Genomic DNA, 15903 nt, shown 5'->3' on the forward strand with positions numbered 1-15903 from the left:
CCTTAAAGCGAGTGTAAAGTCAGAACTAATACAGAGCTAAGTAGAAGCTAATGTAAACACCTTAAGCAAGCTTTTGCCAATGCCTCATATACATTAGCGCCTCACATACGATAGCCTAGCCTCCATCTTCTTTCGTTTAATCAATGCAGGATGCAATTGAATGTAATGAAACAACGTCCACTTGTTATATTTATCACTATAACACTATGCCTTATGGTGCCGCTGCTAGAGAGTTTAAACGTTTCAATATTGTGGAGCCTGAATCTGCATTCACCTGCGTTTATGGATCAACTCACCCCCTATATTCGTGGCATCAAGCTTGTACTTGTCATAGTGGCTTTGTATTTGTTAAACGGCAAACAACGTGAATTGCGTGCACTTATTCCCAACGTGGTTTTGAATTCCATATTCAAGTTTTTCTCATATGGTCTGGCTAGTTGTTACGGGCTTGTACTTGTTTTCGGCATTCTTTTTCCGATATATGTTCAACCAAATTACGACTATATTCACCGAGAAAAGCAGTTCAATAATATAACCATATATGTTTACACGTTCGACCCAGGTGCTCTAGGTAAGGCCTATCATTATTTTTCAGTTAAATGCCCTCTTGCTTTCAACCGATACAAATTAAATTACATAGCGCACACAAATTGGATGAAAGATTTTGAGTTTAACGTGAAAGAAAACACGCTGATAATTACTGATGGTCGAGAGCCATACAATGTCACGACGTTTGATATCACCGAGCAACAGTGCGATTAGCGAATTTCTCTAAACGAGTCTGATAAGAGAGAGTAATTGTTGATTATCAACAAGAAAAAGGCCATGAAAATGGTTACGCATAACCACTCAACACCCTTTTAAATCAATAAGTTAATTTATAAAGCACAAAAAACCGATAAAGGCACCACACTTCAACATAATTTCAGCTGAAGGTGGCAAAGTGCTACACCTAGCTATCTAGATATATCGTCAAAGGATGATTATTCACCACACTTTTTCCATAACTGCAGGTGAAAATCTGCTGTCACGCTCTTTAGCGCTTTGACCATATCATCTATTCGTCCAGGCGGTAGCTTCCAATAAAAAGGCGTCATTTTGATCAGTGCCAGTGCATGCTCTTCGCTTTTAAAGGGAATAGGAAAGGTTAATGTTTCGCTTTGAACAAGCTCGAAACCATCACGAGGTGACTCATCAAGAGTGTGTTTTCGCGGAGCGTCATACACCTTTGCTTTCACTTCAAAAAGATGTTCTTGTGCTGGATTTACGGTAAGTAACAACCCATTTGTTTTAAGCACTCTGTTGTACTCGTCGTTACTACCGGGTGCAAATACCTGCAGCATTACATCCAACGCGTTATTGGCAACGGGTAACTCAAAACTACTGGCTACAACAAATTCGTGTGACTTAAATGCTTTTGCTGCCAATTCCACTGCTATTTTGGAAATATCGCTGCCTGCACCTTTAACGTTTACCTTTTCATTCTCAAGGCCCTCGCACAACGCACTTAAATAGCTACCTTCCCCGCAACCTGCATCGTAAACATGCAATGGGCTATCACTTATCCTATTTTTAACGGCATCACTTATAAGACGAAGCATTTTGTCTTTAAGTGGCTTGTAGGCGTTTAGGTTATGGAACTCCCGCCTTGCTCTTACCATCGCTTTGTCGTCACCGGGTGACTTCGACTTTTTGAATTGAACGGGTAAAAGATTTACATAACCCGCTTTAGCCTTGTCAAAACTATGACCGTTATGGCATTTGATGGGCGTGGTTGTATGAGAAATAGGAGCGTTACAAAGTGGGCATTGCCACATAGCAGAATAACTTTCGAAGCTTTAAATTGTGGTAATTGTAACAAAGCGAACTTTAAAGGTCATGTGGAACGAATAAGCCCGCTATTGAATGCGGGCTTATATACTCACTCTAAACCTAAATGGAACAGAGTTTTATTATGAGCTAAACAACAAGCATGGAAGCAAGCCTACTAGCTGGTTAAGTACTAGCTTTTACTTTTCCAAACTATTTTACAAACTTACTTGCCCAAGCTTGCAAGCGGATGGGATTGTTCAGGCCATGGTGACGTGAAGAAATGCTCAATGGTGTTAGCAGGCACATCTTCTACAGTGGCAAACTTCCATTTAGGAGTCATATCTTTATCAATTAATAAAGCGCGTACGCCTTCCTGAAACTCTCCACTTTCACCGCATCGGCAAGACATCGTTGCTTCCATTCTGAAACAGTCTTCAAGCGACATTGATGCACCGCGTTTACATTGCTCAAATACAAGGTGCATGGTAATTGGTGATCCTTTGGCAAGCGTTGCCTGCGCTCGGTTTAACCATTTATTGTCACCCATGTCGGCTGCAAGAATATTGTTAACAATATCGGTGGCTGAATTGCCTTCACACAACTCATTGATTAATGACAAGTTGGCCTGAACATTTGAAACAGGTGGTGTATCAGGTTTACTTAACTCAGCTAAAATAGAGGTAACTTGTTCATCAAGATTTGTGGTGGTGCTCCATTGATGCTGAGCTAGCTTTTGCAGCATGTCACTTTTTGCATTGCTGCTTACTAAGTGATCGCCTAAGCCTACAAAGCACGCATCAGCACCGTTCATTTGGCCACCAGTGAGCCCTAAAAACAGCCCCGATTTGCCAGGTAACCGCGGAAGGAAATAGCTTCCGCCAACATCTGGATACAAGCCAATAGTGATCTCTGGCATTGCCAAGCGAGAGGTTTCAGTTACAACACGATGACTCGCACCACATAGCAACCCCATGCCCCCTCCCATTACAATCCCGCTTCCCCAAACGATAATTGGCTTGCTGTAGTTGTGAATGGTGAAATCTAGGGTGTATTCTGTTTTGAAAAAGTCTTCAAGAAACGAAGGAATAGTACCGTTAGCCTCTACCATGGCGTTGTACATAGAAACAATATCGCCACCAGCACAAAAGGCCTTGTCGCCCACCGCATCAACAACAACAGCGACAATATCGTTTCTGTCTTGCCACTGTGTAAGTGCGTTTAACATCATAGACGCCATGTCTAAATCAAGAGCGTTCAACGCTTTAGGCTTGTTTAACGTTAGTTGGCCAATAGTAAACGAACCACATTGGGTTTTTAACTCATTGACCAACACTACTGCGTCAGACTGACTCATGTTTACTTCCTGTTATTCACTTAATAATTTTGTATTCGTGTTTTGATGTACTTAGCTTAAAAACAATACGTTTAACACACAAATGTTTGAACGCAGTGTTTATAACACACTGCGCTCGTCTGCTAGAAGCCTGCGGCCAATAATGACACGCATGATCTCATTGGTACCTTCCAGTATTTGATGAACACGCACATCGCGGAAATGGCGTTCTAACGGATACTCTTTTATGTAACCATAGCCACCGTGCAGTTGCAGCGCTTCGTTACAAACGTTAAAGCCAACATCTGTTGCAAATCGCTTTGCCATTGCACAATACGTGGTCTTGTCAGCATCGTTATTGTCTAGCTTACACGCTGCCATTCTTACCATTTGACGGGCAGCTACTAATTCTGTCGCCATATCAGCTAATTTAAACTGTAGTGCTTGAAAGCCAGCAATAGGCTTGCCGAATTGTTCGCGTTCAGTCATGTACGCGCGGGCCGTTTCTAGCGCCTGTTGTGCTGTACCTACTGAACAGGTAGCAATATTTATACGACCACCATCTAAACCCTGCATAGCCATTTTAAAGCCTTGACCTTCATCGCCCAAAAGCCAACTTTCATCTAGGTGCACATTATCAAAGGTGATCATTCGAGTTGGTTGCGCATTCCAGCCCATCTTTTCTTCTGCTTTACCATACTCAATGCCCGCAGTATCTGCTGGAACGGCAAATGCGGAAACCCCACTTGGGCCATCGCCACCTGTTCTTGCCATTACCACTAAAACATCAGTGCTGCCTGCGCCCGAAATAAATACCTTTGAGCCACTCAGTGAATAGCCGCCATCTACCTTAACCGCTTTTGTTTTGAGCGATGCAGCGTCAGATCCAGCGCCCGGCTCTGTTAAGCAATAAGAAGCTAGCTTATCGCCAGTAACTAACTGTTCACACCACTGCGCTTTAACAGCGTCGCTTCCCCATGTTGCTATCATCCACGTTGCCATATTGTGAATGGTAAGCATGGCCGTTGTTGTTGTGCAGCCCATAGAAAGCTGTTCGAAAATAATTGATGAATCTAAACGCGACAGCCCCAGACCGCCCTCACTTTCCGGCGCGTACAAGCCACAAAAACCTAGTTCTCCCGCTTTTTTAATAGCTTCAACAGGAAAATGATGCTCTCTATCCCACATTGCTGCATTCGGCGCCAATTCTTGTTGCGCAAACTGTCTAGCGGTTTCTTCAAAAGCGAGTTGATCGTCGGTTAAATCAAAATTCATAGCGATTACCTTCAATTGGTTTAACTAATTTGGTTCAATCTTTATGCTCACACCTTAACGAATAGTTACCCCTTACGTAAACGTAAAGGTAAATATTTAATTAAAACAAATTTGCACTAACGTAAATATTATGTGACGAGATTCCCTCCTCTCGTTTCGGTTTCTTCGTGACAGTTATTATTTGTAATACGCTTATTACTTTGAAAAGTGGTATTTTTTCAATGCACTGATAAGCTTATTTATAGCTAGTCATCACTAATGAGAAATCGTGGAATTTAGAATAGCCATTGTTGAAGACAACGCCACCGCGCGCACTGCACTGCGCGGCCACCTTTTGTCTATCGATAACTTAAATGTAAGTAGCTTTACCTCAGGCAGTGAACTGAAGTCGGCGCTGAAAAAACAGCATTTTGAGATGTTGTTGGTAGATTACCATTTAGGTTCAGGAAAAAATGGCGTTGAGTGGATCCAAAGCTTAAGAGAAACTGGCTATATCAGACCCAGCACAGGCATAGTATTTTTAACGTCAGATCGAGCGCCACAAACTATCGGTAGGATCATGGATTTGCAGCCCGACATTCTACTTATTAAACCTTACACAATTGCTTCGCTTACCCGTCAAATAACGCATTATCTTGGTTACCGTGACTACATAAGAAATGTTCTTCAGGCTTTAGATAGTAAAGAATTAGACCGCGCAATAGAAATTTTACGCAGCAAAATTAAGGAAGGTATCCCCTCAAGACTTATTGCCGATGTGCGAAAGCTTTACGCACGCTTATTGTTTGATCAGGGTGAAATTCATCGGGCACAGAGTATTTATGACGATATTTTAATGCGTTCAGACAAAGTGCTTTGGGCACAGTGGGGAAAAATTAAGTGCCAATATGCGTCTGGACAATGGCCTAACTGTAAAGATCACCTCAATGAACTATTAAATTCTAGTTTAGCCCGAGACAAAGCGTTTGAATGGCTTGCCTCTATTTCCTTCGAGCAGAACAACTTCGAAGATGTAGAAGAACATCTATCTCAAATTAAATTCAGTGAACTGTCTTTACCAGCAGCAAAACTGAAAAGTTTAGCGTTTCAAAAACAAGACAAAGTACTTGAAGCCATCGATTTACTTCAGAAAAAGCGTGCTATGCACAGAAGTGCAAAAGACCGCTTTAACGATTTTACCTTTGAGTTAGCCGAGTTCTACTTGTTGCTCGCTGAAGAGTCGCCGGAAACTAATAGATCTGAAAGTTTGTCGCAAGCAAGAAAGTTGGTGGGTATTGCAGGTCGCAGTCAAGGTGACCCACAAACGCTTCAAAAAAGAGACTATTTGCTGGCTTTTTCAGCAGTGCTAGATGACGACCCAGATAAAGCAGCGCACTTTCTAGAGTCAGATTACATGGCAAACTTCTTCCAAACAGAACCGTCGATGCTTGTAATTGCTGCGAAGGTGCACCATCGATTGGGTGATGAGAAAAAAGCCGCTGAACTACTACTAATGGCAAAAGAGAAAAATGCAAATTTGCATGCGATCTCAGAGCAAGTTATGAATGACGAGCTAATTTATACTGGCGGTAAGCGCCTAGACCTAAATCACGAGCAAGCACTTATTATTAACGATGCGGGTACAAGATATTTCGTTGATAAGTCGTACAACAAAGCGCTTAAACATTTCTACGACGCGTTCCACCTTTCTCCAAACACAGGTGCATTTGGACTGAATCTGCTGCAATGCATGATTGATTCAGACACGGGAGTGTATCGAAAGTTCGACGTTAGGCAGCTACTAGAAAAGCTCAGTAGTATGACTTTAAACGAAGCAAACCAATCACGCTTAGCGCAGCTTATCCTCTCGCTGAAAGAACACACTTCCAATTAACTCTCGTGTATTACTCTAGTGTGTAAATGTCATTTCAATCTTGTCAGTAGACTCGAAGTATCCCAGCGACCACCGCCAAGCTTTTGAACATCTGCATAATATTGATCAACTAGCGCAGTAAGCGCCAATGTAGAGCCATTTTTGCGCGCTTCATCTAATGCAATTCCTAAGTCTTTTCGCATCCAATCCACAGCAAAACCAAAATCAAAGCTATTATCTAACATAGTGGTAGCACGGTTTTCCATCTGCCATGATTGGGCGGCGCCTTTACTGATAACATCTATAACGGCATTGCAGTCTAACCCTGCGCGCTGACCAAAATGCAGTGCCTCAGACAGCCCCTGCACAATACCTGCTATACAAATCTGGTTCATCATTTTAGCAAGCTGCCCACTGCCTACTTTTCCAAGCAACTGGCTATGGCGCGCGTAAGTCTCCATTATTGGCTTGACCGTATCGTAAACCGCGTCATCACCACCTACCATGATGGTTAGCTGGCCATTTTCTGCACCTGCTTGTCCACCTGAAACGGGTGCATCTAGAAAACCGACTTGTTTCGCCTGACAAGCATCATAAAGCTCTCGAGCAACGTCTGCAGACGCTGTAGTGTGGTCTACCAACGTGCTACCCGCTCGCATTACGCTTAGTGCTTTGTTACCTATTTGCCTTACGTCATTGTCGTCGCCCACACACATAAACACAATATCCGCGTCTTCAGCAGCTTGCTCTGGTGTTTGTGCTACATCTCCGTTATATGCATTAGCCCATTTTTGTGCTTTCTCGGCGGTGCGATTGTAAACAGTGACGTTATACCCAGCGTTTGCTAAATGACCCGCCATAGGAAACCCCATCACGCCTAAACCAAGAAAACTTACTTTTAAATCTGTCATACAAAATATACTCTTGTGTTTTACGCCCTATTTCGAGCAGTTAGCAATTTGATCTACATAGTGAAAATGTAACACATCTATATGTGTTCGCTGAACTGCCTTTGGCAATAACAATAAAATAAATAAGGTAAAATCAGTGGGTATTTATCAACACAACGTCACGCTAAATAACGGACAAGCGACAACCCTTGAAGCTTACAAAGGTAAAGTTTTACTTATTGTAAACACAGCGAGTAAATGCGGCTTTACGCCACAATACGAAGGGCTTGAAGCACTGTATAAAAAGCACAAAGAATCTGGCTTGGAAATTTTGGGGTTTCCATGCGATCAATTTGGTCACCAAGAGCCTGGCTCAGATGACGACATAGCGCAATTCTGCACAATGAATTTTGGTGTTACCTTTCCACTTTTTAAGAAAACGGAAGTGAATGGCCCTAATGCTAACCCGCTATTTGTTGAACTGAAGAACAAAGCCCCCGGTTTGCTTGGTTCAAAACGCATAAAGTGGAACTTCACTAAATTTCTTGTTAACGCAGAGGGCAAAGTTCTTAAACGTTATGCGCCAACAGCAAAGCCTTCAGACATTGAAAAAGATATAGTAAAGCTACTTGGGTAGTTTCCTACTAAAATTGGCGAATATACGAAAGATATTAATCGTGTGAAGTTGTGACGGTTAAGTTTTGCGAAGAGGTCTGATCTTGCAGATTTGCTCTTGAAGGTCAGCCCTTGAGAACGAAGCAGCTAAGGAGAAACGTATGCAGCGCACTGACGCTAAAGATAACGTTGAAAGTAGCATTGAATCCAAAAACATTGCGTTTTTCAGTACACAGCCATACGACAAAGCCCCCTTTCTGCAGCAGGTAGCTGTCGCGGGGCTTGATAACGAGTGGGATATTCAATTCCACTCTTATTCTTTAACCCCATCAACAGCACATCTTTGTAAGAACACAGAAGCGGTAGTTGTTTTCGTAAATGACCAAGTAGACGCGGAGTGCATCGCCATTTTACATAAGCATGGTGTAAAACATATTGCGCTTCGATGCGCCGGCTTTAACAATGTAGATGTCAAAGCGGCGTTGTCGAAGGGAATCTCTGTTAGCCGTGTACCTGCCTATAGCCCACAGTCGGTAGCTGAACACACTTTAGCACTTATATTGACGTTAAATCGCAAAACCCACAAAGCGTATAACCGCGTGCGCGAGGGCAATTTTTCCCTAAATGGATTAATGGGTTTTACACTGCATGGTAAAACTATAGGTATCATTGGTACTGGAAGTATTGGAAAGGCAGTAATAAGCATTCTAACCGGCTTCGGCTGTAACATTCTTTGTTACGATATTATAGAAGACAAGACGATAGTAAACGCAGGGGCACACTACGTTTCACTCGACACCTTGCTTACTGAAAGCCACATTATATCGCTTCACTGCCCGTTAAATGAGCGCACTTTTCATATAATCGATAGTAATGCAATAAATCGTATGCCAGATGACGTAATGATAATTAATACATCTCGAGGAGCGTTAGTAGACAGCAAAGCAATTATAAAGGGCTTAAAATCTAAAAAGATTGGTTTTCTTGGGTTAGACGTCTACGAACAGGAATCGGAATTGTTTTTTAGCGACCATTCAGGAGATGTAATTCAAGACGATGATTTCCAGCGACTGACCACCTTTCCAAATGTTGTGATAACCGGCCACCAGGGCTTTTTTACTGAAGAAGCACTTCGTGAAATAGCGTCTACCACTGTAAGTAACATACAACACTACCGAAGCACAAAAACCGGTCAAAACAACAATATTGTTTTACCCGACAGCTAGTGAATACACTTATGTAGGTATGCAAAACCGGTTGCATGCGACTACACATTAATATCACTCTGAAAGTTCATAAGCGTATCGCAATCATACGAATACGACTACTTACGTAATATTAGTTGAAAATACTTACCCAGCCATAGATATGGCGGTTGTTTGTGATGTTTGCGCTCTAACGCAAGCAGTTCGTTATATTTGCTTTCTTGATGACTAATATCTCTCATGTAGTCATGGAAACAGCGAATACCCGCTTTATCAACCACCTGAAACCCAATGGATTCACAGAATTCAATAACTGCCAGCGCGCCCAGAGGTTGCTTGGGATTCAGTCGTACTTGCTTCTTCGCCTTCATGCCTTTCTCGATGTAGTCGAAATTACCATAAATAGCATTGGCAAATAGGTTGGCATCTTGGTTAAAGAAACTCACGCTAAGTGTGGATCCTGCTGCCATATTGTTATAGAAATAGCGCAGCGCTTCGTACGGTTCATCTAGCCATTCAAGTACAGCATGACAAATTAAAACATCGTATTCAGAAAGGTCTGAAATTTCTTGAAGATACTGATGACGAACTTCAACATTTGGAAAGTTTTTAAGATTTTCCCTTGCTTCATTCAGCACATCCTCAGACGCATCGGTAAGCACTACATCATGACCTAACTCAGTTAAGAATGCCGCCATTACGCCAGTGCCACCACCTATTTCAATTATGCTGCTTTTGGCAGTTAGATGTGACGTAAGTACGTCACACAAAAGCGTGTGGCGAAGTTGCCCTTTTGTAGTGCCATATATGTTTTTGCTAAATTTATGTGCTATTCCATCGAAAATATGATCGTTTTTCATTTGGTATTTTCGTTACGCCGGATTGTCTATATCGATAAACTCAACGTCGATATCAAAATGGCTGTGCAAATGCTCTCCCAATGCTTTAACGCCATACCTTTCAGTTGCATGATGCCCGGCTGCAAAAAAGACAATGCCCATTTCTCTTGCCGTATGGATGGTTTGCTCAGACACTTCCCCTGTTACAAACGCATCAACACCTAGTTCTGCCGCTTGTTCTATAAAGTTTTGACCACCGCCCGTACACCAAGCCACTGTTGATATCGGAGCAGAGCTATCTCCTTCTGCTAAAACGCTTCGCTTTAACACCTCGGATAATTTTTGTTGTAGTGATGCTGTGGTGTGTTCAGATTCAAGCTTTCCATGCATTACTACACCGCTTGGTTTTGCGTTTGTAGCAGCTGTTATGTCTGATGCACCTATTAACTCACCAAGTTGACGATTGTTACCTAATTCGGCGTGCACATCTAAAGGAAGATGGTATGCAAAAAGGTTTATGTCATTAGCTAGCAATGACGCAATACGACGCTTTTTCATACCTACAATAGGTTGGCTCTCTCCTTTCCAGAAGTACCCATGGTGAACCAATAGCGTGTCGGCCCCCTTGGCAATGGCTGCATCAATTAACGCCTGAGATGCCGTTACGCCTGTTACGATTTTCTGTACACGGCTGCTACCTTCCACTTGAAGTCCGTTGGGGCAATAGTCTGCTATTTCATTAGTTCGTAGCAAGCTATCAAGGTATGTTTTTAATTCAAAAGACGTTATAGACACAAAACCTCCGGTTGAAAGTTAGACAAATTGTTCAAAAAGCGTTATAAAAACACGCGAACGTTTACCATTATACCCTGTAATGCAACAAACGTGTGTATACGTAACAGCGAATAGAGTGTCCCATTAAAAACGGTAAAGTGCAGTTAATATGAATTTGCACTATGGTGATTTGGCACTCACCACGCATTGTTTTTATTGCAGCATATATTGAAACGCCAAGCGTTCGTCATCTAAACAAAATAAAGAGCATAAAAAGCATGGCAAACCTAGACAAAGACAAAGTGATTGCAGACTTCACGAAAGCGTATACCAATGCCAACGGTAAGGCGCCAAGTATAGAAGCTAAAAGCGGCTGGTACAGCGTTGATGGTGGTAAGAATGTGCGTTTAGCGCAAATTCAAGAAATGACTGAAGCGCTGTCAGGTGGCGTTGCTGAAAAAGTTGAAGCGCCAGCGGCCAAAGCACCAGCAAAGAAAGCTGCTAAGCCTGCTGCAAAGCAAGCAGCTAAACCCAATAAAGCGGCGAAAAAGAAAGCGAAAAACAGTGGGTTTTCTGTAAAAGATTTTTGGGCAGAAAAACTTAAAGCTGAAGCACCTGGCGCCATACTTCCGCGCTAGTGTACCAAGCGTTCCCTTGATTATATTTTGGGGAACGCTTAACACGCTCTTAATAACATGCGCTAGCTATACAACGTCCTCAAGCGCTACACTCCCAGCAAGTCCTTGTGCGACAAACGGCACTAACTGGCGCATAACCTCTCCTATTTCCACGTGTTTATGAAAATCTGACTCAGCTATTTCCGTAAGCGCCTGACTAGATGTCATAGAGAATACAAAGCTGCCGATAGCGAAGTGCATTCGCCAAAAAAGCGTCTCTTCAGGCAAGGTTGGCAAACAGCACTGAATGCCACTAACCAACGCTCTTATACATTTACCATAATCGTTCATTATAAAACGACGTAAATGCCCCTGTGTTTCGTTGTATCCTCTTCCCAGTAGCTTTACAAACGTTGCTGTGCCATTTTCAGACACAGTATTTAAATTAAGCATGGGAGGAATAAGAGAGAACAGCAACAACTCCACGCCACGGGTGCCTTCCTCAACACCCAACGAAGCAAGACTTTTTTCAACATCTGGCATGAGTTGATCGAAATAGCGTTTAAAAACCGATTGGATCCGGTTTTTCTTGCTTCCAAAATGGTAATTAACAGAAGCCAGATTTACCTGCGCACGGTTTGTTATTTCACGCATAGATGTTTGGGCAAACCCTTGTTCTGCAAACAAATATTCAGCCGCATCTAGGATGTCGTTTTTTGTGTGGCGTGCCATATTTTTATTATCTTGTCGTTATTGTTATGTATATCAACACAGGGCAATGCCCTTATCTATTTCCTAAAACCAGTGGCGAGCTTTGTTCATTCCTTTCATAAAGACACGCTCAACTACGCTTGCGGCAGACATGCCTAGTTTTTCAGCAACATTCTTTTTAATGGCGTACTTAACGCTGAAAATTTCTCGTTTGGGATAGTGCGAAAGAATGTAGTCGTCAGACGTCGCTATTTCATCTACTAAACCAAGCTCTTTTGCTTTAACACCAGGCCAATATTCCCCAGTTGCAACCTTATCGATGTCCATATTAGGTCTTTGGCTATGAACAAAATCTTTAAACAGAACATGAATCTCTTCAATTTCTTCTTTAAATTTCGCTCTACCCTCGTCGTTATTCTCTCCAAACACAGTCAGCGTGCGTTTGAATTCACCCGCGGTGTGTTGTTCAAATTCAATGTCGTTTTTCTTCAATAGTTTGTTGAAGTTTGGAAGCTGAGCCAACACGCCGATACTTCCAATATAAGCAAATTGAGAGGCAATTAATTTGTCACTTACACAAGCCATCATATATCCGCCGCTAGCGGCTACTTTATCTACAGCAATAGTAAGCTGAATTCCTTTGTTCTTTATGCGCTGAAGTTGTGATGCCGCAAGGCCATAACCATGCACCACACCACCACCGCTCTCAAGGCGCACCAATACTTCGTCTTTAGGCTCTGCCACACACAATATGGCGGTAATTTCTTCACGTAAGTGATCTACTTCACCTGCATCCATTGAACCATTAAAATCAATGACAAATAAACGCGACTTGTCTTCACTGTCTTGCTGTTTGTTTTTCGCTTTTGCTTCTTTCTTTTGCTCTTTTGCAAGCTTTTTCATTGCCGTTTTGTCTAGCAAAACTTGCTTTGCATATTGCGTAACGTCTTTCAATTGGTCAGAGATTGACGTGATCTCAAGATGCCCTTTTCCTTGTTTTTGTTTACTTGCTGCACCAACAATTGTGGCGACACCCACAACAAATGCCACTACCAAGGTGACTGCTTTAGCCACAAACAAACCGTATTCGTACAAAAACTCCAAACTACACTCCTAGTAAAACAAAAGGGGAAAGCCTCCCCCTGAACGTAAAACGCGCTTTCAATATAGATACAACAAACATCGAAAGCGCGATACTTATAGATTTGCAGTTATAATAACAGCCTCAATTTATTCTGACGATAGTGTTACCGTTTCAATTACGTTTGCAGCAATATCTTCTTCAGTAAAGTAAATATCGCGCAATGTAGGCTGCTGCGAATAAAGGCGAGTTTGATCTAGGTAATGCTCGCTATCAGCTAGGCGCGATTGTGAGTATGTCAAAATACCTCTTCCTTCTGGTCCCTCGTCGGTAAAACTAATAACCATTGCCCAGCTGGTACCATAATTAATGTGATAGCCCTGTGCTTCAGCACTCATAATGGTACTGTTATTTACCCTAGCGTACTGATGACGAGGAAGTAAGGTCTCGTCTCTACCTGTAATGGTATCAAACACATTGAAGCCACCTTCAACGTTGTGTGCACCGCCCCACGGTAACTTTTCACCTGATGGTGCGCCATTTGGCAGACTGCGCTCTACAAACTGCACGTCACCAAACTCTGCATCAAAAGCAACACCAGCAGCTTCAATGACTTGTACAGCCCTTGCGAACTGTTCAAGGGTAGTATCATTCTGCAATAGCCCAGTTGGTGTTGTCACAGGTGCTTCAAGTGAGAACGGCACTTCCCACTGCGGAGCACGTCTAAATTGGAATGCAAACTCTCTGAACACATGAGCGCCTGTACTTGCAGTGTTCATTGCTCCATCCCATACAGCCAACGCATTACACGCTTGTGAAATATCCACATCCGTTCCATCTACGTTAACTGGCGTATCCCCTTGAGTTGTGCAGGCTTCAAGCAAACTAGGCAACACATCTTCAGCTAAATAGCTTCTGTTGTTCAATAACAACGCTTCTACTTCTTCTGCAGTAAAAGTACCGTCGCTGCCCGCTTCATTTTCAATAAACTTCTGACCCATTCTAGACCGTAGCGATTGTTGATTATCTACATTGCCATACATGGGGTTTGCTACTCTTATCGGCGACGAAAGATTTGTTAACCAATAGCTATCGTTAGAATTTTGAACCGAGTCGGTACCTTCATATTTTGGTGCCTCTTCATACGGTACAGGGCCGTCAAAATCAAACTGTGAGATATTACCGGGTAATACCGTAAAACCTGCCGCCGCTTTAGTTTGAATAAGTAACGGATTGGAAGTGAGCTGCTCTATGGCTACATCCGTTAAGTTAGGTACAGTAGAGTCATCTATGTAGAAAACTTGGCCGTCACTTGACGCCGCCATCGTGTTATTGAAAATAACGCCATCATAGTCTTTGAATGCTTGTTTAAACTCATCCATTGACGTTGCCATGTTCATCGCTAACCAGTGATCAACAATGTCAAAATTCGGCAGGTTAGCGTCTTTAATTGCAAAAGCATTCGTGTCGTTCCAATCGAAGTTCCCTGGTACTTCAATCATTGGGCCGTAATTAGTGAAATAGGCCGTTTTATTTAGCTTAATGGTTTGCCCAGGCGCAACGGCAACGTCTATCTGCATTTCTTTTTCATAAATGGTGCGACGATTGCCATCTACAATATGGGTTAACCCAGCTTCATCATCACCATCAAGGGTTAGCTGATAAACAACAAAATGCTCTGCCGTTGAAAACGTGTGTGTCCACGCAACATTTTCATTAAAACCAATATTTACTGCACCAGGTAGCCCCATAAGTGAACTACCGGTCACATTTAAATGCCCTGGAACTTGTGTATGAAAATTCCAAAAGCGAAGGTTCCCCGTGTGAGGAAAATGCGGGTTACCTAGAACAAGCCCTCGACCATTAGTGGTTTTATCACTGCCTAATCCCCAACCATTTGAGCCCATGTCCTGCGGATTTCTATCAGGGACATCAACGTCTATAGACGGTGTCATACTAAGCGCAGATGCTACAGCTGCTGGTGTTGCTGCAGCCGGTGTAGGTAAATAGCTCACACCGTCTGGCGCTGCCAAAAACATTGGACCTAGGAAATTAGACGCACCAGGCAATAATGCAACACCCAATGAGTAAGTTAGCAGGTCAACACTATCAATGTCTGTTACCCATGGCTGCCCTGCACATTGTGGGTCTTGATCTTCAACGGGTGTCTCATTTAGGTATCTATTGTATCCAGCCGTATAACCTTGGAACATTGCGCGAGAATTAGCAGACATACGCGGTAAGTTTTCTTCTGCGAGCTCTCTTACACCCAACGTTAAATAGCCAAAGTCATTTATGAGATGTTCTGAATCACCGCTACCTGGTACGCGATCTGGACCAAAAAATCTGGCACGCTGCGAGTTATATTTAACGATTTGATCAGCAAGTACGCACATGTTGTCGCGCGCAAACGCATATCCAACACCGTAAGCCATGCTTTCTAGACTATCAGCTTTAACATGAGGGACACCATAGGTTGTCCAACGTATCTCAGCCTCTAACTCGCCATTCGCAGCAAATGATGGGATGGGTGTGGGAGTAGGCTCTCCAACAGGTGGTATAGGTTCAACCTGCTGAACATTATCAAAATCGTTATCATTACCACCACAGGCTGTAAGTAATGCAGTAACTGAAAGCGCCACTAATGATTTAGCAGGATTGAGCTGGATAAATTTCATCTTCTTTATTCCCTGAATTGATGTTAACTCTCGAGATATTCCATTTTTAACCTTGTATCCCCTCGCCCATGCAAGCAAAAAAGAAACAAAATGAAGTAGTACTAATATATGGTAAAACACCTCAACAGATCCGACCAATTAACACTACATTAACATAAAATAACATTCAATTAGGATTGCAGTTTAGGCATAAAAAAAGCCGGCAAATGCCGGCTTTTTAA

General features: G+C 42.6%; 14 protein-coding genes. 5 read left to right on the top strand and 9 right to left on the bottom strand.

What is annotated here, in order from left to right; genetic code table 11:
- Positions 1 to 165: 165 nt before the first annotated feature.
- On the top strand, positions 166 to 762 hold the full coding sequence (locus V7R35_RS08085; RefSeq protein ID WP_334014235.1) for a hypothetical protein: 597 nt from the start codon (positions 166 to 168) through the stop codon (positions 760 to 762).
- Between the two features lie 221 nt (positions 763 to 983).
- Here the strand turns inward: V7R35_RS08085 and V7R35_RS08090 are convergent, their stop codons facing one another.
- The 3 genes from V7R35_RS08090 to V7R35_RS08100 all read right to left on the bottom strand — a co-directional run bounded on the left by V7R35_RS08090 (position 984) and on the right by V7R35_RS08100 (position 4420).
- Positions 984 to 1817: a putative RNA methyltransferase gene (locus tag V7R35_RS08090; protein ID WP_334014236.1), complete on the bottom strand. Its 834-nt coding sequence runs from the start codon at positions 1815 to 1817 to the stop codon at positions 984 to 986.
- Between the two features lie 218 nt (positions 1818 to 2035).
- A complete protein-coding gene (locus V7R35_RS08095; protein WP_334014237.1) occupies positions 2036 to 3166 on the bottom strand; it encodes an enoyl-CoA hydratase/isomerase family protein in 1131 nt (376 codons plus the stop codon).
- A gap of 99 nt (positions 3167 to 3265) precedes the next feature.
- The gene (locus V7R35_RS08100) at positions 3266 to 4420 is read right to left on the bottom strand and encodes an acyl-CoA dehydrogenase family protein (RefSeq protein ID WP_334014238.1); all 1155 of its coding nucleotides are present in this window, start codon (positions 4418 to 4420) and stop codon (positions 3266 to 3268) included.
- A gap of 286 nt (positions 4421 to 4706) precedes the next feature.
- Here V7R35_RS08100 and V7R35_RS08105 point away from each other — a divergent pair, with 286 nt between their 5' ends.
- Positions 4707 to 6293 carry a response regulator gene (locus V7R35_RS08105; protein WP_334014421.1) on the top strand — a complete coding sequence of 529 codons (1587 nt, stop codon included), beginning with the start codon at positions 4707 to 4709 and terminating at the stop codon, positions 6291 to 6293.
- 29 nt (positions 6294 to 6322) lie between these two features.
- On the opposite strand, the gene V7R35_RS08110 is transcribed toward V7R35_RS08105, so the two are convergent.
- On the bottom strand, positions 6323 to 7183 hold the full coding sequence (locus V7R35_RS08110; RefSeq protein ID WP_334014239.1) for an NAD(P)-dependent oxidoreductase: 861 nt from the start codon (positions 7181 to 7183) through the stop codon (positions 6323 to 6325).
- Positions 7184 to 7319: 136 nt separating this feature from the next.
- Here V7R35_RS08110 and V7R35_RS08115 point away from each other — a divergent pair, with 136 nt between their 5' ends.
- Together V7R35_RS08115 and V7R35_RS08120 are read left to right on the top strand one after the other, a co-directional pair.
- On the top strand, positions 7320 to 7799 hold the full coding sequence (locus V7R35_RS08115; protein WP_334014240.1) for a glutathione peroxidase: 480 nt from the start codon (positions 7320 to 7322) through the stop codon (positions 7797 to 7799).
- Between the two features lie 139 nt (positions 7800 to 7938).
- On the top strand, positions 7939 to 9003 hold the full coding sequence (locus V7R35_RS08120) for a 2-hydroxyacid dehydrogenase (protein ID WP_334014241.1): 1065 nt from the start codon (positions 7939 to 7941) through the stop codon (positions 9001 to 9003).
- Positions 9004 to 9101: 98 nt separating this feature from the next.
- Here V7R35_RS08120 and V7R35_RS08125 read toward each other — a convergent pair whose 3' ends face one another.
- Complete coding sequence (locus tag V7R35_RS08125; protein ID WP_334014242.1) at positions 9102 to 9842, bottom strand: methyltransferase; 741 nt, start codon at positions 9840 to 9842, stop codon at positions 9102 to 9104.
- Between the two features lie 12 nt (positions 9843 to 9854).
- The gene (locus V7R35_RS08130; RefSeq protein ID WP_334014243.1) at positions 9855 to 10616 is read right to left on the bottom strand and encodes a Nif3-like dinuclear metal center hexameric protein; all 762 of its coding nucleotides are present in this window, start codon (positions 10614 to 10616) and stop codon (positions 9855 to 9857) included.
- A 257-nt stretch (positions 10617 to 10873) separates the two neighbouring features.
- Between V7R35_RS08130 and V7R35_RS08135 the strand changes: the two genes are divergently transcribed.
- A complete protein-coding gene (locus V7R35_RS08135) occupies positions 10874 to 11233 on the top strand; it encodes a hypothetical protein (protein WP_334014422.1) in 360 nt (119 codons plus the stop codon).
- Positions 11234 to 11299: 66 nt separating this feature from the next.
- On the opposite strand, the gene V7R35_RS08140 is transcribed toward V7R35_RS08135, so the two are convergent.
- The 3 genes from V7R35_RS08140 to V7R35_RS08150 all read right to left on the bottom strand — a co-directional run bounded on the left by V7R35_RS08140 (position 11300) and on the right by V7R35_RS08150 (position 15682).
- On the bottom strand, positions 11300 to 11944 hold the full coding sequence (locus tag V7R35_RS08140; protein WP_334014244.1) for a TetR/AcrR family transcriptional regulator: 645 nt from the start codon (positions 11942 to 11944) through the stop codon (positions 11300 to 11302).
- 63 nt (positions 11945 to 12007) lie between these two features.
- On the bottom strand, positions 12008 to 13027 hold the full coding sequence (sohB, locus tag V7R35_RS08145; RefSeq protein WP_334014246.1) for a protease SohB: 1020 nt from the start codon (positions 13025 to 13027) through the stop codon (positions 12008 to 12010).
- Positions 13028 to 13153: 126 nt separating this feature from the next.
- On the bottom strand, positions 13154 to 15682 hold the full coding sequence (locus V7R35_RS08150; protein WP_334014248.1) for an acylase: 2529 nt from the start codon (positions 15680 to 15682) through the stop codon (positions 13154 to 13156).
- Positions 15683 to 15903: the final 221 nt, after the last annotated feature.

This window comes from Alteromonas sp. S167 (genome assembly GCF_036864375.1).
Classification (GTDB): domain Bacteria; phylum Pseudomonadota; class Gammaproteobacteria; order Enterobacterales; family Alteromonadaceae; genus Alteromonas.